This is a genomic window from Mesorhizobium sp. M0800 (genome assembly GCF_040320095.1).
Taxonomy (GTDB): Bacteria; Pseudomonadota; Alphaproteobacteria; order Rhizobiales; family Rhizobiaceae; genus Mesorhizobium.
Genome location: NZ_JAMYOZ010000018.1, coordinates 1 through 22,493, shown reverse-complemented (window position 1 = coordinate 22,493; position 22,493 = coordinate 1). Strand labels below are relative to the sequence as shown.

The 22,493-nt window shown below is 63.3% G+C and carries 20 protein-coding genes; 5 read left to right on the top strand and 15 right to left on the bottom strand.

What is annotated here, in order from left to right:
* Nucleotide 1: 1 nt before the first annotated feature.
* The 7 genes from NKI18_RS20485 to NKI18_RS20455 all read right to left on the bottom strand — a co-directional run bounded on the left by NKI18_RS20485 (nt 2) and on the right by NKI18_RS20455 (nt 8,070).
* Entirely contained in the window at nt 2-1,054 is a 1,053-nt protein-coding gene (locus NKI18_RS20485; RefSeq protein WP_352619255.1) for a carbohydrate ABC transporter permease, read from the bottom strand.
* Nucleotides 1,051-2,073 (bottom strand): carbohydrate ABC transporter permease, encoded by a 1,023-nt coding sequence (locus NKI18_RS20480; RefSeq protein ID WP_023674191.1) that lies wholly within the window; start codon nt 2,071-2,073, stop codon nt 1,051-1,053. The genes NKI18_RS20485 and NKI18_RS20480 overlap by 4 nt, the downstream gene beginning before the upstream one ends.
* The gene (locus tag NKI18_RS20475; protein WP_352619253.1) at nt 2,070-3,338 is read right to left on the bottom strand and encodes an ABC transporter substrate-binding protein; all 1,269 of its coding nucleotides are present in this window, start codon (nt 3,336-3,338) and stop codon (nt 2,070-2,072) included. The genes NKI18_RS20480 and NKI18_RS20475 overlap by 4 nt, the downstream gene beginning before the upstream one ends.
* Before the next feature lie 88 nt (nt 3,339-3,426).
* Complete coding sequence (locus tag NKI18_RS20470) at nt 3,427-5,946, bottom strand: hypothetical protein (RefSeq protein WP_502900725.1); 2,520 nt, start codon at nt 5,944-5,946, stop codon at nt 3,427-3,429.
* The gene (gene kduI / locus NKI18_RS20465) at nt 5,943-6,776 is read right to left on the bottom strand and encodes a 5-dehydro-4-deoxy-D-glucuronate isomerase (RefSeq protein ID WP_352619251.1); all 834 of its coding nucleotides are present in this window, start codon (nt 6,774-6,776) and stop codon (nt 5,943-5,945) included. Before kduI ends, NKI18_RS20470 begins: the two co-directional genes overlap by 4 nt.
* Nucleotides 6,773-7,873 (bottom strand): beta-galactosidase BglB, encoded by a 1,101-nt coding sequence (gene bglB / locus NKI18_RS20460; protein WP_352619249.1) that lies wholly within the window; start codon nt 7,871-7,873, stop codon nt 6,773-6,775. Before bglB ends, kduI begins: the two co-directional genes overlap by 4 nt.
* Nucleotides 7,873-8,070 carry a hypothetical protein gene (locus NKI18_RS20455; protein WP_352619247.1) on the bottom strand — a complete coding sequence of 66 codons (198 nt, stop codon included), beginning with the start codon at nt 8,068-8,070 and terminating at the stop codon, nt 7,873-7,875. Before NKI18_RS20455 ends, bglB begins: the two co-directional genes overlap by 1 nt.
* Here NKI18_RS20455 and NKI18_RS20450 point away from each other — a divergent pair.
* Entirely contained in the window at nt 7,985-9,052 is a 1,068-nt protein-coding gene (locus NKI18_RS20450; RefSeq protein ID WP_353020326.1) for a LacI family DNA-binding transcriptional regulator, read from the top strand. The genes NKI18_RS20455 and NKI18_RS20450 overlap by 86 nt on opposite strands.
* Here the strand turns inward: NKI18_RS20450 and NKI18_RS20445 are convergent.
* Together NKI18_RS20445 and NKI18_RS20440 are read right to left on the bottom strand one after the other, a co-directional pair.
* Nucleotides 9,037-9,519, bottom strand: coding sequence for a flavin reductase family protein (locus tag NKI18_RS20445; protein WP_023674185.1), 483 nt, complete (start codon nt 9,517-9,519; stop codon nt 9,037-9,039). The genes NKI18_RS20450 and NKI18_RS20445 overlap by 16 nt on opposite strands.
* Nucleotides 9,519-10,676: an LLM class flavin-dependent oxidoreductase gene (locus tag NKI18_RS20440; protein ID WP_352622450.1), complete on the bottom strand. Its 1,158-nt coding sequence runs from the start codon at nt 10,674-10,676 to the stop codon at nt 9,519-9,521. The genes NKI18_RS20445 and NKI18_RS20440 overlap by 1 nt, the downstream gene beginning before the upstream one ends.
* Before the next feature lie 186 nt (nt 10,677-10,862).
* On the opposite strand from NKI18_RS20440, the gene NKI18_RS20435 reads away from it, so the two are divergent.
* Nucleotides 10,863-11,558: a GntR family transcriptional regulator gene (locus tag NKI18_RS20435; protein WP_353020324.1), complete on the top strand. Its 696-nt coding sequence runs from the start codon at nt 10,863-10,865 to the stop codon at nt 11,556-11,558.
* A 60-nt stretch (nt 11,559-11,618) separates the two neighbouring features.
* On the top strand, nt 11,619-12,692 hold the full coding sequence (locus NKI18_RS20430) for a Gfo/Idh/MocA family protein (protein ID WP_502900726.1): 1,074 nt from the start codon (nt 11,619-11,621) through the stop codon (nt 12,690-12,692).
* Between the two features lie 30 nt (nt 12,693-12,722).
* Here the strand turns inward: NKI18_RS20430 and NKI18_RS20425 are convergent, their stop codons facing one another.
* The 6 genes from NKI18_RS20425 to NKI18_RS20400 form a co-directional block, all read right to left on the bottom strand.
* Nucleotides 12,723-13,781 (bottom strand): ABC transporter ATP-binding protein, encoded by a 1,059-nt coding sequence (locus tag NKI18_RS20425; RefSeq protein ID WP_352571378.1) that lies wholly within the window; start codon nt 13,779-13,781, stop codon nt 12,723-12,725.
* A gap of 40 nt (nt 13,782-13,821) precedes the next feature.
* Nucleotides 13,822-14,643: a carbohydrate ABC transporter permease gene (locus NKI18_RS20420; RefSeq protein ID WP_023674179.1), complete on the bottom strand. Its 822-nt coding sequence runs from the start codon at nt 14,641-14,643 to the stop codon at nt 13,822-13,824.
* Nucleotides 14,644-15,546 carry a carbohydrate ABC transporter permease gene (locus NKI18_RS20415; protein ID WP_352622461.1) on the bottom strand — a complete coding sequence of 301 codons (903 nt, stop codon included), beginning with the start codon at nt 15,544-15,546 and terminating at the stop codon, nt 14,644-14,646.
* 35 nt (nt 15,547-15,581) lie between these two features.
* Complete coding sequence (locus NKI18_RS20410; RefSeq protein ID WP_023674177.1) at nt 15,582-16,919, bottom strand: extracellular solute-binding protein; 1,338 nt, start codon at nt 16,917-16,919, stop codon at nt 15,582-15,584.
* 61 nt (nt 16,920-16,980) lie between these two features.
* The gene (locus tag NKI18_RS20405) at nt 16,981-17,640 is read right to left on the bottom strand and encodes a GntR family transcriptional regulator (protein ID WP_353020322.1); all 660 of its coding nucleotides are present in this window, start codon (nt 17,638-17,640) and stop codon (nt 16,981-16,983) included.
* A gap of 39 nt (nt 17,641-17,679) precedes the next feature.
* A complete protein-coding gene (locus NKI18_RS20400; protein ID WP_352622456.1) occupies nt 17,680-18,564 on the bottom strand; it encodes a dihydrodipicolinate synthase family protein in 885 nt (294 codons plus the stop codon).
* Between the two features lie 510 nt (nt 18,565-19,074).
* On the opposite strand from NKI18_RS20400, the gene NKI18_RS20395 reads away from it, so the two are divergent.
* Nucleotides 19,075-20,190, top strand: coding sequence for a hypothetical protein (locus NKI18_RS20395; protein WP_352622457.1), 1,116 nt, complete (start codon nt 19,075-19,077; stop codon nt 20,188-20,190).
* A gap of 296 nt (nt 20,191-20,486) precedes the next feature.
* On the top strand, nt 20,487-22,244 hold the full coding sequence (locus NKI18_RS20390) for an adenylate/guanylate cyclase domain-containing protein (RefSeq protein WP_352622459.1): 1,758 nt from the start codon (nt 20,487-20,489) through the stop codon (nt 22,242-22,244).
* Nucleotides 22,245-22,493 lie beyond the last annotated feature (249 nt).

Here is a 22,493-nt window from a genome sequence, read left to right as displayed (position 1 = left end):
CTCACTTCAGCCCGGTGCCGGCAATGCCGGAAGTGATGTAACGCTGCAGGAAGACGAAGACGAGGACGACGGGGATCATCGTCACCACGGTCATCGCTAGGATGTAGTGCCACTGCACGTTTAGCTGGCCGGCATAGGTGTTGAGGCCGACCTGGAGTGTGTAGAGTTCCTTGCGCGACAGCACCACCAGCGGCCACAGAAAGTCGTTCCAGCGCCAGACGACCGAGAAGATCGCCAGCACGGCGAGCGCCGGTGCTGCAAGCGGCAATACGATGCGCCAGTAGATCTGCCATTCGGAAGCGTTGTCCATGCGCGCCGCATCGAGCAGCTCGTCGGGGATGGTCAGCATATATTGGCGCAGCAGGAAGACGCCGGTTGGCGTCGCCACCGTCGGCAAGATCACGCCCCACAGCGAATCGAGCAGTCCGACGGCGCCCACCACCGAATAGAGCGGCACCAGGATGACCGACAGCGGCACCATCAGCGTACCGACGATCACAAGCATCGTCAGATCGCGACCGCGGAACTTGTATTTCGACAAGGCGAAGGCGGCCATCGAATTGGTGAGCAGCGTGATCAGCGTTGCCATTGCCGTCACAAAAACCGAATTGCGCAGATAGCGCAGGAAGTCGAAATGGACGAAGGGCTCGGTGTAATTCTCCGTCGCGAAGCCGATTTCGCGCACCGGCTGCCGGTCGGCGATGTTGGCCTTCACGATATCGTTCGGCGCCTGCGGATCCACCATTTGCGCCATGATGCCGATGCGCCGCACCTCGGCCAGCACCTTGGTCGAACCATCCGGCAACTTCACCCTGTAGAGGGTCAGCGGCTTGTCGTAGCCTTCGACCCTCGCGTGTTGGCTGACATAAGGCATTATGGTCGGCGGGAACTCGGCGAGCTGTGCCGGCGTCTTGAATGACGAACCCACCAGCCAGACGGCCGGGCCGAACATGATGACAACGCCGCCGAGCAGCCACAGCCAGCTCACGATATCCGTCCAGTGCCAGCCGCGACCGCCGCGCCGGCGGGTCAGGAATGTCATCACGCCGCTCATTCGCGGGCTCCTTTCCGCTCACCCCGGCGTCCGACCTGCAGCTGAACCAAGGTGAGCACGACCAGCACCAACCCCATCAGGATCGAAGCCGCCGAAGCCAGCCCCGGATTGCGCAGCAGGGAGGCGAAGCCGATCTCATAGATGTACTGCGTGATATAGAGGGTCGAGGTTCCCGGCCCTCCACCCGTCAGCACATAGACTTCGTCGAAGATCTGCACAGCGCGGATCAGCGCCAGTACGATGACGACAAGCAGATTCGGCATCAGCAGCGGCAGCGTGATGCGCCAGAACACCCGCGCCGGCTTCGTGCCGTCCATCTCGGCCGCTTCGTAAAGGTCGCGCGGGATCGCCTGCAATCCGGCAAGCAAGATCAGCGTATAGAAGCCCATATGTGCCCAAACCGAAACGCTGACCGCGGCGGTGAAAGCCCAGAAACGGTCTGTCAGCCAGTTGTGCGGCTCGCCGCCCAGATCATGGACGATCAGGTTGAGCAGGCCCTGGCGCTGCAGGATCCAACGCCAGATCAGGCCGGTGACGACGGGCGACAACAGCACCGGAAAGAAGAACACCGCGCGCCAGAAGCTGCGCCCGACGATCTCGCGGTTGAGGATCAACGCTGTCGCCATCGACACGACCGTCATCAGCGCCACCTGCACGACGACGAACAGGCCGGTATTGTGCACGGCCTTCCAGAAGAGATCCTCGTGGCAAGTGGCAGTGTCCAGGTAGTTGCCGCAATCGAGCAGGCGCTGATATTGCTCGAGCCCCACATAGGTTCGGTCCTGCAGGAAGTAGGCCGTTCCCGACGTGGCCGAATAGAAAAAGTTGATGATCATCGGCACCAGGACGAAAATGCCGAAGATCGCCATGTTTGGGGCGAGGAAGAACGCGGCCATGCCGCCGGTGCCCGTCGCTCGCTGCCAGAACTTCAGCGGCACGTTGACGATCGACGCCAGCCACACGACCGGCGCCGCGAGGGCGGCGCCAATCCCTGCCTTCAGTGTCGCGGCGGCGGTCACTTCGCCTCGGCAACCTTGTCGGCGATATCCTGGTCGATCCTGCCCCAGGCATCGTCGAGGCTGAGCTCGCCGGCCATCACCTGGCTGACGCGCGTCACCAGCGCGGCGAAGTAAGCGTTGGCCCACTTCCACGGCGGCAGCGCATCGGCCGCCGGCAGGGTTTCACCCGCCGCCTTGACGAACTTGTCGAGCGCCGGACCGACGTTCTTGTCGGCCGAGACCCATTTCAGCCCGCCCTTGTCTACGACGCCCTTGTGCGCGGGCAGAAACAGCGTGCGCTCGCTGAACTCTTTTACCACGTCTTCACGGGCCAGATAATCCATGACCTTGGCGACGTCCTTGGGATTCTTCGTGTATTTGATGGCGACCAGCGCCGCGCCGCCCTTCACGCCCGAACAGCCTGCGGTAGCGCAAGGCGAGCCGGTCGCCACCCAGTCGAAACTATCGCCGATCTTGGTCGATAGATTGGCGACCTGCCAGCTACCCGAATAATAAAACGGGATCTGGGCGTTGATGAAGTCGTCGGCGGCCGCGCGATAGGTCGAGCCTGCCGCCGAAACCCAGGTATCCTTCAGCATCAGGCCCTTGGCGGTCCAGTCGACGAGCTTGCCGACGAAAGCCTTGGTGCCGTCGTCCACTTTCGCCGGCATGCCATCGGGGCCGATATAGTTCGCTCCGAAGGAGACATTCGGGCCCGAAATGCGGTGACCGGAACGGTCGATGGCGAAGGCAGCCGGAAGCTGCTGGCTCTTCGCCACCTCGGCGGCGGCTTTGACCCAGTCGTCCCAGGTCGCCTTGTCACCGGGCAGCGGCGCGCCGGCCTGTTCGAACAGCGTCTTGTTGGCGAAGCCGCCGGTGAGCGTGAGCTGGGTCATGAAACCCGGGATGGCGTTGGAGCCGTCGGGGCGCATCCAGTCCAGCGTGTCAGCGAAATTGTCCTCCCAATATTTCGGATCGGCCACCAGTGGCCTGAGATCGAGCCAGTGCTGGGCAAGCTCCTTGATGTTTGTGACGCGGGCGATGTCCGGACCCTGGCCGGCTTCGAGCTGGATGGGCAACTGCTCCTGGATCACCTTGTAAGCGACGTTGTCGAGCGTGACGTGGATGTCGGGATTGTCCTTCATGAAGCGGTTCAGAATGTCCTGGATGACATCGCCCTCGACACCGTCCGAATACCACATGATGCGCACGTCGCCGGCAAACGCGCTGGTCGATGCGAGCAGGCTGACCGATAGCGCGGCCAGCAAAGTGCGGGTCTTATTCATGCTTCGTCTCCTCCTTTAGCGGGGCGGCGCCCCGATGGTTCAAGCCTGCTACGCCCTCTCCTCTTGAGCGTCGCAGCCGATCTCCTCCCTACTTTCTGTGCTTCATGCGCATCGCCTCACCGCGCACGGTCCAGTTGGCCGGATCGAGTGTACGTCCCTCAGCCACGATCCTTGCGTCGGCGAGGAAATGCACCGTGCCGTATTCCGGATCCTCGACGATCAACTCGCCGTCGATACCTGGCCGCACCGACAGGTCCCCAAAAACGGCAGTCCAGGCGTCGAGGGCCGGCCGATTGGCATTCCGGTCACCGAGGCGAACGATCCATGTCGTCCTGCGTCCCGCCGCCCGCAGCTCGTTGCCGGCGGTCGGGCCGGCCACTACCTGCATGAGCGGCACATCCGTCTTCAGCATGACGAAGGCGTCGCCCGACTGCGCGAACGCCCGATCGCCACCCACTTGCACGGCATCGAAGGCACGTGCGGGAAACCAGGCGTGCGTGAAGTCGGGCTGTTCATCCGAGCAGGAGAAGCTGACGACGGCGAGGTCGCGGTATTGGTGAAGCCGGGGCAACGTGCCTGAGCCACCCCAATATGATGGTCTGCCATATCCCGACTGTAGCACTTCGCCGGGGTGGTTGATCCAGATCTGCGCATCCGGATTCTTGCCCAGCCGGGCGTGAATGACGGTCTCCTGATAACCCCATTGGTTCCAGCGGTAGCCAGCGGCGCTGCCCATCGCATGGTCGCGCGTCTTGTAGTGGTAGAGCCGCGCGAAGCGATCTTGTCCCTGCGCAAAAGTCCATTCCCACGCCGTATCGGCGGTGAGGGAAGCAATTGCTGCCAACCCGTCCGGAACGCTCAAATCGTGATCCCGCAGGCACAATGCCAGCTGCGGCAGCGCGTGAAAGCGCATGCCGTAGTTGCCCTTGCCCCAAAGCATGCGGCAGATGCCGGATAATTCCAGGGAACGCGCGGCGCGCAGCGTGTGCTCATAGGAGCGGCCCTGCGCCCCGGTGAGGATGCCGCGATGCGCCGAGCGGGCGACGATTTCAAGCAGGCGTATGATTGCCTTGCCGGCACGTTCGGCGATGTCCTTGTCCGGGGCCAGCGCGTAAAGCGCGCACAGGCCCTTGAGATCGATCGGAAAATAGGGCGCCGAGTTGAACTCGGCCATCTCCCATGCCTCGAAATGGTCGAGCCAGGCGCGTACACGCGCGGCTCCAACCGCGGACTGTTCGCGGCCAAGGCGGCCCGACCGCACGAACCGCACATCAGGCAACAGGCCCCCAGCAATATAGGCGGCGGTGTGGAAGAGCAGCGCGTGGTTCTCGGAGAAGTACCACTGCACATCATTGCCGGGCTCGTCCATCCAGTAGCGATAGCCGAGGATGGCGTTGTCGACGCGCGCGCGGAGGCTCGCTTCCAGCCGATCGCCATAGGCCTTGCGGCACCACAGCAGCGGCACCAGGATGAAGTCGGCGCAATCGTGACAATCCTCGATCGCCGGCAGCGTGCCGGAGATCATGGCGTCGGTCTCGGCGCCCTGCCGCCCGATCGCAAGGCGCGCCAGCGCGCGCACCGTATCGGCCTCGGCGTGACCGGCGACCTCGCGCAGGGCTTCATCTATACGCGCGGTAAGCGTTTCCGGCGCATCGCCCTGACGGCGCGCGTGGCATATCTCGACGCCGAAGACACGCGATACGGCATGGTCTGCGACCGTCAGCGCCACCTTGAAATGGCGAAAGTCGGCCGGCAGCTGCTCGGTATCGGCGATCGGCAGCCGCGTCTGGCCCGCCGGCAGATCGAAGGCGAAGCGCACCGGCGTCTCGATCGACATGAAATCGCCTTCGATCTCGATCTCGACTTGCGCGTCGCGCGGCAGGGCCACGCCGGTGACGAGCGCCACCTCGCCGCCGTCATAGGCGGGACGGTCGAAACGCATGTCGTCAAGGGCTGCTTCCATCGCATCGGCAACGCCGCTCTCGACTTCGATCGGCAGTGCCACCGAAGCAGCCGGACCGGATAGATAATCGAGCTGGAAATAGTAGCGGGCGTCGCGCTCTGCGAGATCGTCGAACCACACGCGAATGTCGTTACGGCCGGCCCGCAGCGCGATCTTGAAGTGCTCGGCACTTTCCAGGTTGCGGCCGTAGGGCGCCATCCAGCCGGCTTCCTCGCCATTGGCAAAGAGTATGGCGCCGCCGCATGTGCGCAGCCGCACCATCACCTCGCCAGTCGAGGCCGCCTCGATGGTGGTCTCGGCCCAGGTTCCAAGCACCGTCGGCCGAAACCAGAAGCCTGACAGGTCGATGCGCGGCGAGGCGAAGGGCAGCCAGATGCGCTCGGCGCCGAATTCGGCGCTGACCTGTGGTCGCTTGCCGCGTCGTTCCGCTGCGAACTGCGTGCGGCACGGATATTCATGGGGAATGAAATTCTTGTGCTTGGTCAGGAAGAAGAAGGGATCCATCTCGCCTTGCATAGGCTGGTCGGCCACGTCGTAGCGTTGCTCGGCGATAGACCCGAGCCGCCAATAGACGATTGGCTGCCCCGCCATGAGCGGCCGGCGCAGCGTAAAATCCGTCCGAACGCTTTGCGCGGCCTCGCTCATCGCAAATCCTTCACGGCAACTGGATCGACATCGGTGTAGGCCTGGTTCTCGCCGGTCATGCCCCAGACGAAGGCATAGGGGCCGGTGCCAGCACCCATATGGATAGACCAGGCTGCCGACAGGACGACGTCGCCGTCAGCGACCATCAGGTGGCGCGTCTTGTCTGGCCGGCCCATCAGATGGACTACACGGTCGGCCTCGGCGAGGTCGAAATAGCAATAAGCTTCCATGCGCCGCTCATGCAGATGCGGCGGCATGGTGTTCCACACACTGCCCGGCGCGAGGTCGGTGATCCCCATCAGCAAGAGGCAGGACGGGGCCACTTCGGGATGGATGTACATGCGCAGCGTGCGCCTGTTCGCGCGGGCCTCCTCGCCGAGCACAAGCGGCTTGGCTTCGCTGCTGACGATGAGACGGTGCGCAACATCGGCGCCGGCCGGCACCGAGTTCATGTAGAAGCGTGCCGGCCTCTCCGGATCGTCGCTCTCCAGCGTCACCTCACGCGCTCCGCGTCCGACATAGACGATGTCGCGGTTAGCCACGTGAAAGCGCCGGCCGTCCACCGCGACCGCGCCATTGCCGCCGAGATTGGCGATGCCCATCTCGCGCGCGTCAAAGAAGAGCGGGGTGCCGACTTCGGCCCCGTTGCCGAATGCCAGCGGGTTGGCCAGCGGCACCGCGCCACCGACGATCATGCGGTCGACATGGGTGTAGACGAATTCGATCGCGCCAGGCCGGAACAAGCCGTCGACGAGGAACTCGGCCCTCAGCCGGTCCGTGTCCATGCCGGCAATATCGCCCGGCGACGCGCCAAAGAGCGTCCGCATCATGCCGCCTCCACCTTCGACTGCAGATGCCGCGCCCCTTCGGTCAGGCACAGAATGGCCAGCGCCTGCCCGTAGCCCGTCGGATGGATGGGTATATCGCGATAGAACTGCAGGTCGGCGCCCATGCGTGTGCCATAGGACACGTTCGCCACCACACCTTTGTCATCGATGTTGGCCACCACGGCTTCCAAGGCGCGGAGGCCGGCGGCACGGCACTCTGTCGAGCCGATTCCGAGCCGCGCGGCCTTCATCAACCCGTAGCCGAAGCCGGCCGTGGCGGAAATCTCCTCGTAAGACGTCGGGTCGTCGAGCAGAGTGTGCCATGCGCCCGAACCTGCCTGCACCTCGAGCAGGGCGTTGATCTGCGTGTCCAGCACGCCGAGCAGATAGGCCCGGACCGAAGGTGCAATTTCGGCGAGCTCCACCAGTTCCAGGATGCCGACGGTAATCCAGGCATTGCCTCTCGCCCAACGGGCGCGGGCGAAATTGTGCCGTCCCGCGAACGTCCAGCCGTGAAACCACAGCCCTGATGCCGGGTCAGCGAGATAACGGGCGTGGACCAGGAATTGCCTTTCTGCTTCCTCGACGAAGCGACGCTGGCCGGCAGCCTGGCCGTAGGATGCGAGGAACAGCGCCACCATGAACAGCGTGTCGTCCCACAATTCGTCGTCGTTGACCCGGTCCGAAACATCATGCTGGAAACCGCCTTCGGGCGTCCGCGGCAAGGCGGTGGCCACCCGCTCGGCCCATTCGCGCAGCACCGGCTCGAAGCGCGGCTGGCGCCGGCGCCGCCACAATTCGCTTAGCGCCAAAAGGGGCGCGGTGGTGTTGACGTTCATCGCAGGGAGACCGGCAGCGATGCGTCGGTCGTACCAGGCCTCGATCGTCTGCAGCAGCCGATCGTCGCCGGTTTGCGCCCACAGCCGAACCAGCCCGTAGAGCCCGACGCCTTGCGGCCATTCCCAGCTGTCGAAGCTGACATAGTCGCCCGGCGTGCCGTCGAGATTCGGCTCATGGAACCGCCCGTCATGACGCAAGCCGGTCATGCCGGCCACAAGGCTGGCAAGCACGGAATTCAGGCGTTCGGCCGATAGCGGCATCACTCCTCCCGTTTCTCCCGCTTCATCGGAACTGTTTCACAGCCATTTTTCTTGCGCAATCTGAAAATTTTTTGCATTAATTGGATGACTTTGCCGGAGGTGACGGAGCGGATGAATATCCAGTGCAAGCGCGGTCGCCCCAGCCGCCGCATTCGACTTGAAGAGATAGCGGCGCGTTGCGGCGTGTCGGTCAGCACCGCCTCCCGTGCGCTGAGCGGTGTCGGCGGCGTGAGGGACGAGCTTCGCACCAGGATCATCGAAACGGCGAAGTCGATGAACTATGCCATTCCCGCCTCGGTTGCCGGCCGCAAGGTCATCCTGGCCGCAAGCAGCGTGGCAATGGTGGACAGTGCCCGCAATCAGTTCACCTACCATGTCCTTGATGGACTCAACGAGCGCGCCCGGTTGCTGGGCGTCGAACTCGTGACCCGCCCGGTTTCGGCGCCCGAGGACGAAATCGCGCTGCTGCGTGAATCCGAGCGCGACGACAGCGTCGCCGGCTGCCTGTTTCTGACGCTGGACGATGACGATGTGCTGACGCTGACAGCCGGATTCGCCAAGCCGATCGTGCTCGTCAACGGCGACGATCCCTCGATGCGCCATTCGAGCGTGACGCCCTGCAATCGCTCTGCCGCCATGCTTGCGGCGCAGCATCTGATCGGCCTCGGCCACCGCCGCATCCTGTTCCTGATGCGGCGTGGCCGGCGCACGATCGAGCGGCGCTATGAAGGTTGGCGCGACGCGCTGATCACGGCCGGCATTGCCGGCTTCGACGACTTCGTGGTCGAGGTGCAGGACTGGCTGCCGGAACTTGCGAGCAGGGCCGTGACCGAGCGCATCGCGGCCCGTGGCCTCGATTTCACCGCCGTGCTGACGGCCGGCGACAGCTTGGCGTTTGGTGCCATCGCCGGCGTCCAGGAGGCCGGATATTCGGTGCCTGGCGATGTGTCCGTGGTCGGTATGGACGACTTGCCGCTCGCTGCCTTCTGCAACCCGCCGCTGACGGCGATGCACATTCCCATGCGCGAGATCGGATCGGCGGCGCTTAGCCTGCTGCTCGACGATATGGCCCATTCGGGGTCGCCGCCGCGTCGCGTCGAACTTGCCTGCAATCTCGTGGTGCGCCAGTCGACGGCACCAGCCCGGAGCGGCGCCGGCGGTCATCAACTGGCCTCTTGAGCGCGCGACTTGCCGCCAGCAAAGAGCAGCGGCAAACCCTCTTGCGTCTGCAGTTCAAGGACGCGTCCAAGCAGGATCATATGGTCGCCAGCCGGGAAGCGGTCGGCGACGCTGCATTCGAACCGCGCCAGTGCGCGCGGCAGCAATGGCACGCCGTGCTCGCTCCACGACAGGTCAAGATCGGCAAAGTCCGTCCCCGACTTCGAAAAACGCCAGCACAGATCGATTTGATCTTCCGCCAGCACGTGAATGGCGTAGTGCGCGGAATTGGCGAAGGCTTCGAACCGGCGCGAGTGGCGGCCGATAGACCAGAGCACCAGCGGCGGATCGAGCGACACGGATGAGAAGCTGTTGGCAGTGATTGCGACCGGGCCGTCGGCCGTGCCGGTGGTGACGACCGTGACGCCGGTGGCGAAGCGCCCGAAGGCATTGCGCAAAAGGCGTGGATCGCACACGACATGCTCCATCAGCGGCGCTTCCCTGTTCCCAATGGTGTCGCCGGGATCCGTTCCGGCACACGGCCATAGGCGTGCGGGAGCGAGCATGTCTTGAGCTGAGGCAACACCTTGGTGCCGAAATGACGCGCCTCGTCGAGATGCGGGTAGCCGGAAAAGATGAAAGCGCGGATCCCCATCTTCATATACGCTTCGATTTCCGACAGAACCTGATCGGTCGAGCCCACCAGCGCCGCGCCGCAACCAGAGCGCGCGCGCCCGACGCCCGTCCACAGATGCGGCTCGACATAGCCTTCGGCATCGGCGATCTGGCGGTTCCTGGCCTGGTGCGATACGCCGAGCGATCGGGCGTCGAGCGCGCGCTCGCGGATCGCCCTGCCCTGCTCGTCGTCCAGCTTCGAAACCAGCTCCCGGGCATATTCCTTTGCCTCGGCCTCGGTATCGCGCACGATCATGTGGACGCGCAGGCCGTAGTCGAGCGTCCGCCCATGGCGCTCGGCGCGTTCGTGGACGGCCTTCATGCGGCCGGCAAGTTCCTCCCTGGTTTCCGGCCACATCAGGTAGACATCGCACTGTTCGGCGCAAAGCTCGAGCGCGTCGGGCGAATAACCGCCGAAATAGAGCAGCGGGCCGCCATTTTGCTGATAGGGCTTCGCTGGCGCCGTCGAGAGTCCTTTATAGCGATAGACCTCGCCCTCGAAATCGATGCTGTCCCTGGTCCAGGCCTGGCGCAGGATCTGCACAACCTCGCGCGAACGCTGATAACGGTAGGCGCTGTCGGCTGTCTCGCCCGGAAAGTCCGACGAAATGATGTTCACCGTCAGCCGGCCTTCCAGCATGTGATCCAGCGTCGCAATCGTGCGCGCCAGCATGATCGGCTGCATCTCGCCGCAGCGCACAGCGGCGAGCAGATTGATCTTCGAGGTGATCGGCGCGCAGCCGGCTACGAAGCTCAGCGTGTCCTGGCCGACCTGATAGGACGACGGACACAAGATGTTGCGGAAACCTAGTTCCTCGGATGTCTTCACGATCTCGGAGCAATGCGCCCAGCTCGAGCGCAACGCGCCGTCCGGCACACCGAGATAGCGATAGTCGTCCGAGCAGAGTGCGGCGAACCACGAGACTTCGGCTGCATCGAGATCCGGCGAGGTGATTGGGACGATGCTCATTGCCACTCTTCAAAAAAGAAGCCCGGGCCATTCTTCAAAGAGGTCCGGAGCTGCGAATAGGGCTTGCGTAGCATTCGTTTTGTTGTAGATCAATACTGTATCAATTTGAGCAAACCCGAAACCGGGATGTGATTGGAACGCGGGATGCATTTGACAAGGGCTGACCCCGGCCACCGATCCAGCCAGATGCGTGGGCCCTTGCCTGTGCACTTGCAGACCAGCGAAATGCTGATCCGCGAAATCGCGGCCGGACGGCTGGCCGACGGGGCGCGGCTGCCGCCCGAGCGCGAGATGGCCGCGAGCCTTGGGATTGCCGTCGGCACGCTCAGGAGGGCGCTGGCAGATTTGACCGAAAAGGGCCTTCTCGACCGCATCCAGGGCTCGGGTAACTATGTGCGGGCGCGCGGCGACTTGCTCGGGGTCTATGCCTTTTTTCGCCTGGAGCGCATCGGCGGCGGCGGCCTGCCGAGCGCCGACGTGCTGTCCGTCGAGCGACTGCCCAAGCCCGCCGACCTGCCGCAATTCGGCAGCGCCGGCGAAGCCCACCGTATACGCCGGCTGCGGCGGCTCGACGGCGAGCCGGCCGCGGTCGAGGAGATCTGGCTGGACGTCAGCCGCGCCGAGCGGCTCAAGCGCGAGGATTTGTCGGAATCCCTCTATCTCCACTACCGGCTCGCTCTCGGCTTTTCGATCGTTCGCGCCGAAGACCATGTTGCCGTCGCACCCGCGCCGGACTGGGCCCCGCTCGAATTCAGGCCACCGCCGGGGACGGTCGTGGGGTTCATAGAACGTATCGCCTGGGCTGGCGACGGCGTCAGCGCGGAATATTCCCGCAGCTGGTTCGATCCGGGCGCGGCGCGGTACGTCACGCGTTTCAGATAGGCCGGAGGAAGACGCAGCGTGACCAAATCATCGATCGGCTACGGCATCATCGGCTGCGGCATGATGGGCCGCGAGCATATCCGCAATATCGCTCTGTTGCCCGACACGCATGTGGCCGCGATCGTCGAGCCGGACCCCGGCATGTTGGCGGCGTCGCTGGCGACGGCGTCGGGCGCGCGATCGGCGGCATCGATCGCCGAACTGCTGGCGATGGACGAGGTGGACTGCGTCTTGATTGCCAGCCCCAACCACCATCACCTCAGTCAGATGGAGGAGATCGCCGCACTTCGACCACTGCCGGTGCTGGTGGAAAAGCCGCTCTTCACCGAGGGCGCCGACGAGAGGCGGATCGCGGCGTTGAAAGCTCGGCTTCCGCTCGTCTGGGTGGCCATGGAATACCGCTATATGCCGCCCGTCGCCGCATTCGTCGAGCAGGCGCGCCACGCCACCGGCGGCATCCGCATGCTGACGGTCCGCGAGCACCGCTTCCCGTTTCTGGCCAAAGTCGGCGACTGGAACCGCTTCAACCGCAACACCGGCGGCACGTTCGTCGAGAAGTGCTGCCACTTCTTCGACCTGATGCGGCTGATCCTCGGATCCGACCCCGTCCGCGTGATGGCGAGCGCTGGACAGGCCGTAAACCATCTCGACGAACGCTACGGCGGTGAGAGGCCTGATATCCTTGACCATGGCTATGTGCTGGTTGACTTCGCGAGCGGCGCGCGCGCCATGCTGGAACTGAGCATGTTTGCCGAGGGCAGCCGCTACCAGGAGGAACTCTGCGCTGTCGGCGGCGACGGAAAGATCGAATGTCTGGTGCCCGGACCAGGCCGTTTCTGGCCGACCCACCTTGGCCCTGCGCCAGTGCCCCAGTTGATCGTCAGCCCGCGCAATCCGCCTGGACCACGACTGCTGGAGATTCCCGTCGACCCCCGGCTGCTCGAGGCAGGCGACCATAACGGTTCGACCTATTTCGAGCACGCCCGCTTCACCGCTGCGGTGCGCGGACAGAGCAAGGTTGAAGTGACCTTGCAAGACGGCTGGTGGGCCGTCGTCATGGGTCTCGCCGCCGAGAGATCGGCCCGCGAAGGCCGCGCCATCGAACTCGCCGGTGAATTCGCCTTGCCGACCTAAGGCCGACCACGCATTCACCAAACCATCGGGTCAGATGCGCCGACCGGTTGCTGCGTCGAACAGATGCGCACAGGCGCGGTCGATTTCGATCCGCACCCCTTCGCCTTGCTTGAGCGCAAGCCTTTCTCGGAAGAGGCAGGAGATTTCTTCACCGGAGCAGTCGACCCTGGCGAAGATTTCCGAGCCGGTCGCCTCGAGAAGCGTGATCGTGCCCGGCACGCCCTGCCCGGTTGCCCGGATATGTTCCGGGCGAATGCCGTAGACGAGTTCGCGTCCCGCGGCATCCGCCGGCTGGGCGCCTTCCGGCAACGGCAGGATCAACCCGCCGGCGCTGCGGAACACGCCCTCCTCGATGCGGCCGGCAATGAAGTTCATGGCGGGCGAGCCGATGAAACCGGCAACGAAGAGGTTGGCCGGATGGTCGTAGAGGTCCAGCGGCGCGCCGATCTGCTCGACCAGGCCGTCATGCAGCACGACGATCTTGTCGGCCATCGTCATGGCCTCGATCTGGTCGTGCGTGACATAGATCGTCGTGGTACCCAGCCGCTGGTGCAGGGCCTTGATCTCGCCGCGCATCTGGACGCGCAATTTGGCATCGAGGTTGGAGAGCGGCTCGTCGAACAGGAAGACCTGTGGGTCGCGTACGATCGCGCGGCCCATGGCGACGCGCTGGCGCTGGCCGCCAGAAAGCTGGCGCGGATAGCGGTCAAGCAACTTTTCCAGGCCAAGAATGCCGGCTGCCTTCCGGACCCGGCCAGCGGTGTCGGCCGGATCGGCCCTCTTGATCTTGAGGGCAAAGCCCATATTGTCGGCAACAGTCATATGCGGATAGAGCGCATAATTCTGGAACACCATGGCGATGTTCCGGTCCCGCGCGCGCAGATTGTTGACCATACGTTCGCCGATGGCGATCTTGCCGCCGGAGATCGTTTCAAGGCCTGCGATCATGCGCAGCAGCGTCGATTTTCCGCATCCCGACGGGCCGACCAGGATGACGAATTCGCCGTCGGCGATGTCGACGCTGACGTCGTGAATGATCTTGGTGGCCCCGAAGGCCTTCTGCACGTTGTTGATTGTTACCGATGCCATTGGATCTTTCCTGGAAAAAGAGTGATGTCAGGGCGCGCCCTCAGCCGCCCTTGACGGCGCCGGCGGTCAGCCCCGCGACGATCTGCCTCTGCGCGAACATGGTCAGGATCAGCACCGGCAACGTCACCACCAGCGCCGCCGCGGCGAGCGGCCCCCAGCTTACCTGCTCGTAGGACAGCATGTTGTAGACGGCGACCGGCAGTGTGCGCGTCTCACGGCTGGCAAGCACCACGCCGAAGACGAAATTGTTCCACGAGAAGATCACGGACAGGATGAACGCGACGACGATGCCCGGCTTGGCGATGGGCAGGGCAACCAGCCGGAAAACCTGCCAGGAGCTGGCGCCGTCGATGTTGGCCGCCTCTTCCAGTTCCATCGGCGTGGTCTCGAAATAGCCGATCATCACCCACACCACGATCGGCACCGTCACCACCAGATGGATGATGATCTGCGGCCACAGCGTGCCGAGTATCCCGATCCATTGGAACAGCAGAAACAGCGGGATGAGATAGGACAGCCCAGGCGTCATGCGGGCGATCATGATGACGACCGCCGATCGTTCAGCCTTGAGCCGTGCGATGCCATAGCCGGCCGGTACGCCGATCAGCAGCGCCAGCAAGGTCGCCGTGCCGGTCACCAGAACCGAATTCCAGAGATAGAGCAGGAAATTGTTCTCCTCGAACACCTTTACATAGTTCGACCAGGCGAAGCGTTCGGGGATCAGGATCGGCGGATAGGCACCGTTGTCGATCTCGAATTTCAGCGACAGCGAGATCATCCAGAGGAAGAACAGGATCGCCGGCGAGACGAAAACCAGGGCAGCGAAAAACAGACCGATCTGGTTGAGCAGCCGTGAACTCATCTATTTGCCCTCCGTATCGATCCACTGCGAGCGTTGGCGCAGCATCAGCAGGACAAACGACAGGGCCACGATGACAATGAAGAACACCACGGCCATGGCCGAGCCGTAGCCGATATCGTAGTAGGAGAAGGCGGTGTTGTAGAGATAGATGTTGATGGTCTCCGACGCCGTTCCCGGCCCGCCCTGGGTCATCGCGTAGATGATGTCGAAGCTCTTCAGCGCATCGATGGTGCGGATGATGACCGCGATCATCAGGAACGGCGCGATCATCGGCAGAGTGAGATAGCGGAATTGCTGCCAGGCATTGGCGCCGTCGATCTCGGCGCTTTCGAAGGGCTCGCGCGGCACCGAGGCCAGCCCGCCAAGCACGATCAGCATGACCAGCGGCGTCCACTGCCAGGTCTCGACCGCAACCAGCGACGGGATGACCGTGTTGGCGTTGAATATCCATTCCTGAGCCGGGATGCCGACCAGCGACAGCAGGTAGTTGAGCACGCCAAGCTGAGGATGGAACATCATTGTCCAAACCAGTGCGATGGCAACGGGTGTCGCCATCATCGGCATGACGAAGACGCCGCGCAGCAAGCCGCGCAGCGGAAACCTGGCATCGAAGATCAGGGCGGCCAGAGTGCCCAGCAGCATCGGCGCTGCAACCGAGAGGAAGGTGTAGGTCAACGTATGAACAAGGGATTCCCAGAAACGTGGGTCGCTGGCCAGGCGGAGATAGTTTTCCATACCGGCAAAGCTCCGCGACTGGCCGAGCGTCCAGCGATTGACGCTCATCCACAGGGTGAAAGCCCAGGGGAAAACGATGACGGCGCCGACGACGACGAGTGCGGGGACAACGAAAGGCCAGTAGTTGGGAGCCAGCCGGATCGTCTGGCTCCCGTCGATAACCGGCATCGTCACCCCGGTCTGTTCTGGGGTGGTGGCCGACATCAGCCCTGCTCGCTCCTGTCGAGAACCGGCTGGAACTGTTCGGTGGCCTTCTTCAGCTCCGCGGCTGGATCGGCGCCGGCAATCATGTTGGTCAGCGCCACGCCATAGATGTCGCGGAATTCCGTGACCGGGATGATGACCGGCAGTGCCAGCCGACTGATATTGCCCGAGCCGACCACGGCATCAAGCCAGCTTGCCGGCATGGTGACGCCTTCGCGCACCTTGGGATCCTCCAGCACGGATTTGCGGAACGGAACGCCGGCGCCGGCCTGCAACAGCCGTGCACCCATGGTGGGCGATACCGCCCACTGGCAGAACAGATAGGCAGCCTCCTTCTTCTCGCTGGCGGCGGTAACGCCAATCCCGTCGCCGAAGGTGCCCGAGGCATGCGCCTTGGGACCCTTGGGCATCACGCCGTAACCGACCTTGCCGACCACCCTCGATTTTTCCGGATTTTCCATCGGCGGGGCAAAACCCACGCCGTCGAGCCACATGCCGATCTTGCCCTGCAGGAAGGCCGACTGTGCTTCGGCCCAGTTGAACCCGGTAACGCCCGGAGGGGCGGACTTGGTCATCAATCTTTGATAGAGCGCGGCAGCCTCGATCGCCTCGGGAGCCTCGGTGCGCAGCTTGCCCTTGTCATCTAGCGGCGTCATGTCGTAGCCGAGCATCAGCGACGTCCACACCGGCGTGTTTGCGTTCTTGAGCCCGCGGGCGACGAAGCCGTATGTATTGGTCGAGGGGTCGGTCAGCGCTTCGGCGGCTGCCACCAGTTGCTCGAAGGTCTCTGGGTATTTGAGGCCCTTGGCCTCGAACAGCTCCTTGTTCCAATACAGGATCCAGTAGTCCACCGAGAACGGTAGCGAGCGCAGCACGCCCTGGCCGTCCTTGGCAAACAGCATGCCGGCTTCGGCGAAGTCGCTTTCGACCAGCGCCGGGTCGGTGAGCGACGGATCGGCGAGATAGCCGGCGATGTCGGCCAGCCAGCCACCCTTCTCGAACTGGCGCTTCTGCACGTGGTAGCTCAGATGCACGACGTCGAAGCTCGGCTTGCCCGAGCTCAACTCGATCACCGTCTTCTGGCGCTGCTGCTGCTCGGGCGTTGCCTCGGCATTGACCTTGATGCCGGTCAGTTCCTCGAACTCGGCGAGATATTTCAGGATGGTGTCGCTGCGCGGGCTTTTCACCAGATTGACGTCAAGCGTCGTCCCGGCAAAGCGTTTCCAGTCAACGCCTGCGGCAAAGCCGGGGCGAAGCCCCACAAGGCCGGCAGCGGTTAGCGCCGCGGTTCCGGCAAGGAGTTGCCTCCTGGTTGGGTTGAACAGATTGGACGACATTTCTTCCTCCCGGTTGCTGTCGTTGTGGATGCACCGCGAACCGCGGCGCGGCTATATTTCCTCAGATCTGGAGCGCCAGCCGGCGCGCATTGTCGATATGCAGACTGATCGCTTCAACCGCCTTTTGCGGATTGCGGCTCTCCATGGCTTCGATGACCGCCAAATGTTCGCGCATCACCGGCACCACACGACCCTCGATGCGGAAACGCTCCTGGTGGATCAGCCGGATTTTCACCGAGTTGACCAGATAGGCCTTGGCGATAATCTCGTTGCCGAGCGCATTGATGAAGGTGTCGTGCATCGCCCAGTCGATGTTCTGGGCCTTGGCTTCCATTTCCGGCGTCGGCGCCTGCCCGAGAGCTTGAGCCAGCATTTCTTCATGTTCGCGCCGCATGCGAGCAAGTTCGGCATCAGAAGCGCTGGTCGTGAATAGCGCCACTGCCTCGCGTTCCATGAACAACCGAAACTGAAACGCCTCGCGGATCAGATTGATATCGATATGCGCGATCTGCATGCCGCGCTGCGGGATGGTGGTCAGCAGTCCCTCGGCCTCGAGACGCGGGACGATCTCGCGAATGGCACCCAGCGGCAGCCCGGTGAAAGCGACCAGTTCGCGCTGTGACACGAACTGCCCCGGCCGCAGATCGCGGGCCAGCAAATGCCGCGTGAAGCTGGCATAGGCCTTCTCCCGGAGAGTGATCGGTTCGCTGCCGTCTTCCACTTCAGCTCGCTTCCTTGTCGGTCAGCCCGGCCTTGTCGGTCAGGCCGCCTCTGTCGCAAACAGCCTGTCGTAGGCAGCGGCAAGCTGCCGCTGTCCCTGCGGATCGACCGCCTCTAGGGGCGGGCGGACCGCCAGCCAGCGCTCGTCGCCGGTCTTGCGCGCGACCATGACCTTCACCGCCGGCGTGACCGGGTATTTGAGCAATTCGAGCACGAAGTCTTCGACGCGTGGGTCGTCGCCCCCGTTTTCGACCATTGCCCGGATTTCGCCGGTAACAAAATTAGCCATGCCGGAAATCGCGCCCTGTCCGCCGCGGCGCACGCTTCTCGCCAGATGCCGTTCGTCGCCGATGAGGATCACCAGATCGCCGTGCGCCTCAAGCAGCGCCTCACTGTAGCTCCAGTCCCCGCCGGAATCCTTCACCCCGGCCACCACAGCGGGAAAAGCGGCGCGCAGCCGGCCGATCAGCCTAAGCGGGAGCGGCACCATGGTGACTGAGGGGATGTTATAGAGGAGGACGTCGCGCGCCAGCGGACCGAGTGCGGCGAAGACGGCGGAAAACCATCCGAACAGCCCGTCCTCGCCGACATTCTTGAAGTAGCTCGGCGGAGCAAGCAGAATGTTGCGAACGCCGCGCTGCAAAGCGTGCCGGGCCTGATCGGCGGCATCTTCGGCTGCATCGACCAGCACTCCGGCGACGAGCTGATGTGGCGGAATACCGGCAGCCAGCATGGCCTCGGTGACGATCCGTCGCTCGTCGGTGCCGACCGAGGCTCCTTCGCCGGTGGTGCCGAACAGCGTCGCGCTGCTGCAGCCGGCGCCAAGGCAGGCTCGCGCATGCGCGATCATCGGCGCGAGCGCTATCTGCCCCGACGGGTCGAAGGGTGTGGTCAGGGCAACCGAAAGACCAAAGCGGGAAGCCAATGCGATCTCCGTTGAAATCAATGTGGGCGTAGCGTTAGCACGCTAACATGTCAGATGTAAATTGATGATCTTGTCAACTGGTCACTGCCGCACGGCGCCGGCGAGGGCCGATCACATCCGATGACACATGCTGCTGCCCCCCGAGCGTTCTTGCTAGATCGGCCGGAAACTTTGGGGTAGCCGCTATGGTTCGCCGTGGAATGCGTAATAAATCCACGTTCGCTGAGCGCGCCGGACAAACCCGGTTCGCTACCATTCAAAGCAACGACTTTAATATCGGTTTACCTGAATCTGCTAGCAGCAATGACGCCGGTTTTTCGTCGGTTAAGCAAAGGGTTCCACCTTGCCGCAGCAATTCAGCACTCCGTTCGGTCACCGGGGCGATCGCAACTGGCCGAGGTTGCACGGCTTCATGGGCGTCGAGTTGGAACGCGCGCCCGATGTTCTCGTGCCTCGCGTCGCCCTGGCCCGGAAGCTCGGTAGATGGGACTTTGGTGGCGGGAGCCGGGCTTGAGCGTCATTCGCGCCTTGCAAGGCGCCGACCTCCCGGCAGTTGCGAACATGTTTCAGCGCGTGCTGTTGAAGGAGAGGACCGAAGCGCCGGCCTCTCTCGTGGAATACATGAAACGGTTTTATCTGGATGCGCCCGGTTGCGCAGACAACCTCCGGTCGCTTGTCCATGTCAACGACGCCGGTCGCGTCTCCGGATTTGTCGGCGTCCACGTCCTGCCGATGACGTTCAACGGCCGACAACTACGCGCGGCCATCTGTAGCTCGCTCATGGTCGAGGACCGTGAGCACGACCCGCTGGCCGGCGCCCGCTTGCTGAAAGCTTACCTGGATGGTCCGCAGGACATCTCCTTCAGCGAGACGGCCAACGATATTTCCGTGAAATTGTGGACCCGGCTGCGCGGCGTGGTCCTGCCGCAATACAGCCTTGACTGGGTCCGCGTGATGCGCCCCGCGGCCTTCATGCTCAGCCTTTCCGCCAATCGCATGGCGCTTGCGCGAATGCTCAATCCGCTGGCGCGTACAGTCGACCGATTTTACTGCAGAAGGATGACGTCCAGCGAACGACGCTGGTCGGGTGTGGCGGTGGACGGAGCAGGCCACGGAGCATTTCGTACATCCGAAATCGACAGCCACGCATTTGCCAGGCTCATCGAACCGTTTACCGCTCAATTCGCCCTGCGCCCGGAATGGACGGAAGACCAACTCGACCACATCCTGACCGATGCGGCACAAAAGCCGGATCTGGGCGAGCTTGTCTACGTTTGTGTGACGTCACCAGTCGGCACCAATGTCGGCGCTTTCGCCTATTATGCACGAAAGTATGAAATTGGTCGCGTGCTGCAGATCTTCGCCCTCCCCGGCCAGGCGGGCCCGGTGATTGACTGCCTGATCGATCACGCCGCCGCGCGCGGCGTCAGCGGCCTGCGCGGACGTATTCAACCTGCGCTTCTGGAGGCGATGCTTGGACGACGCATTGCTTTCCTGACCGTTGCTTCAACGGTGGTGCATTCACGTGATCCAGAGCTTTTGGACGCGATGAAGAACTCGCAAGCCTTCCTGAACGGTCTTGCCGGCGAGCAGTGGAGCCGACTTATCGGGAGCCGTTTCAGCTAGAGCGGGATGCGTTCAAGTTGAACCGAGCATTCCGCTCTATCTAGACGCGTTTTTCCGCTTGGCTGCAAAATGCTTGGGTCAAAACCCAATCACTCTGAACGACCGAGTTCGACCCTTTGCCGTCATCCAGTTGGGAGCGTCGCATGACGCGATCTGACCCTTGTCCGACATTCGGGCTCTCATGCAGCAAGGTACACAGACCCGAAAAGCTGTCTTTCAGGGGCGGCGGCAATGGCATCAACCTGCGACCTGCTGTAAGCTTGGAAAGCGGGTAACAATCCGCGAAGGATTGGGGGATGGAACGTCATCTCGCAGCCGTCCTGATTGCCGATGTCGTCGGCTATGGCCGCTTGAGCCAGATCGACGACGAGGGTACGCGTGCGCTTTTCCGAACCGACCTGAACGAAGTATTCGAGCCAAGGATCGCTGCGCACCATGGTCGACTGGTGAAAACCATGGGAGATGGGATGCTGGTCGAGTTCCACAGTGTGGTCGACGCCCTACGCTGCGCGGTCGAAATCCAGCAACAGAAGGCGGAGGTGAACGTTCTCACGCAGCCAGAACGGCGGCTTGATTTCCGCATCGGCATCAATCTGGGCGATGTTATCGTTGAGGGTGACGACATCCACGGCGATGCGGTGAACATCGCCGATCGGCTGCAAGGGCTGGCGGAACCTGGAGGAATCGCGATTTCCGCCACCGCCTGCGACCATGTGAGGGGAAAGGTGCCGATCGGCTTTGCCTCACTCGGCGAGCAGAAAATGAAAAGTATCGCCGAGCCGGTTCGCGTGTACCGTGTCTTGATCGACCCCGCTACTGCGGGCAAGATCGTCGGTGCCAAACCAGGCCTTTCTTCCGGCGACGACAGTAAGCCGCCGGTAATTGCGGTTTTGCCGTTCGAAAACCTGAGCGCCGACGACGGCTGGACGCGGCTGGCAGACGGCCTGTCGGCCGACATGATCGGCGACCTAGCGCGCTATCCCGACCTTGCGGTCATTTCGCGCCAGACCATGCAGTCCTATCGGGGACGGGCGAGCGACACACGCTCGGTTGGACGGGAACTGAACGCCGATTACCTGCTGGAAGGCACCCTCCAGGCGATCGGACAGCGTGTCCGCGTCGCGGTGCAACTGGTCGACGCCCGGACCGGAGCCAACCTTTGGTCGGCGCGGTTCGACGAGTCGACCGATGATTTTTTTCTCATGCAGGACAGCATCACACAGAACGTCATCAATGCCCTGGCAGGCACTTTCGGCAAGCTCGCCAATCTCGGGCGTGAGGTGGCTCGGCGGAAGCCTCCCTCGAGCCTGGGTGCTTACGACTGCTATCTACTCGGGGTGGAACTGCACGACAGATTCACGACCGATGCGAGGGCAGAAGCCATACGCATGCTGTCCCGCGCCGTGGAACTCGACCCCGGCTTCGCGCGGGCCTGGATGACGTTGGGATTGGCACATGCGGTCGATGCCTTCAATGCCTTCACGCCAGATTCAGCCGCTTCGGTCGAGCGCTGGCGAGAATGCGTGGAAAAGGCTCTGGCGCTCGATCCTACCGATCCGATGACGCGCCTTTACATGGGCGCTCTCCGCGCCATTGACGGCGATATCAGCGGGGCCGCAGAGGAATACGACCGGGCGCTGGCCCTGGCACCCAATGACGCCGATGTGCTGTCGATGCTTGCCTCAAGCCGAGCTCTCGTGTGTGGAAATCCGGAAGTAGGCTGTGCTCTTGCCGAACGGGCGCTTCGCCTCAATCCGCAGGCTCCGAGTTGGTACTACGCGCAGCTCGCCCGGGCGCGGTTCGTCGCCGGTCGCTATGCCGACAGTCTGTCGTCGCTGTGCCAAAGTCCGCCGGATATTCCCGTCACTCTGATGTTCCGTGCCCTGTGTCACGCGCTGCTCGAAGAGCCGGCGCAGGCGCAGTCGATCGCCAGGCGGATTGCCGTCGAGTTTCCAAGGTTCACCGTCGAGAACTTCATCCGAACCTATCCCGTCACCAATCCTCTGGCCCTCGCTGCGATTAAGGAAGGGGCTCGTCGCGCAGGTATAGCGTAGAGCCGAAAACGGTGCCTAGCTGAGGAGGGGGACGCGCTTCCTGGATATGCCACTTGGTAAGCCGGGCCCCGCTTCCGGCACAGGCTGAAGGTCTGCTTCGTAGCGCTAACTGGGCGCTGGCGTGACCCCTGCTAAGCTTCCGCTCCTGTGAAGGATTGCGGATGCCGGCCTTCTGCGAGAGGCGCCGTGCGCCGGGGCCGGCGTCCGGAAGCCTCCAAGGAAGGAACCCGCGGGATGCAGATCGCGGTC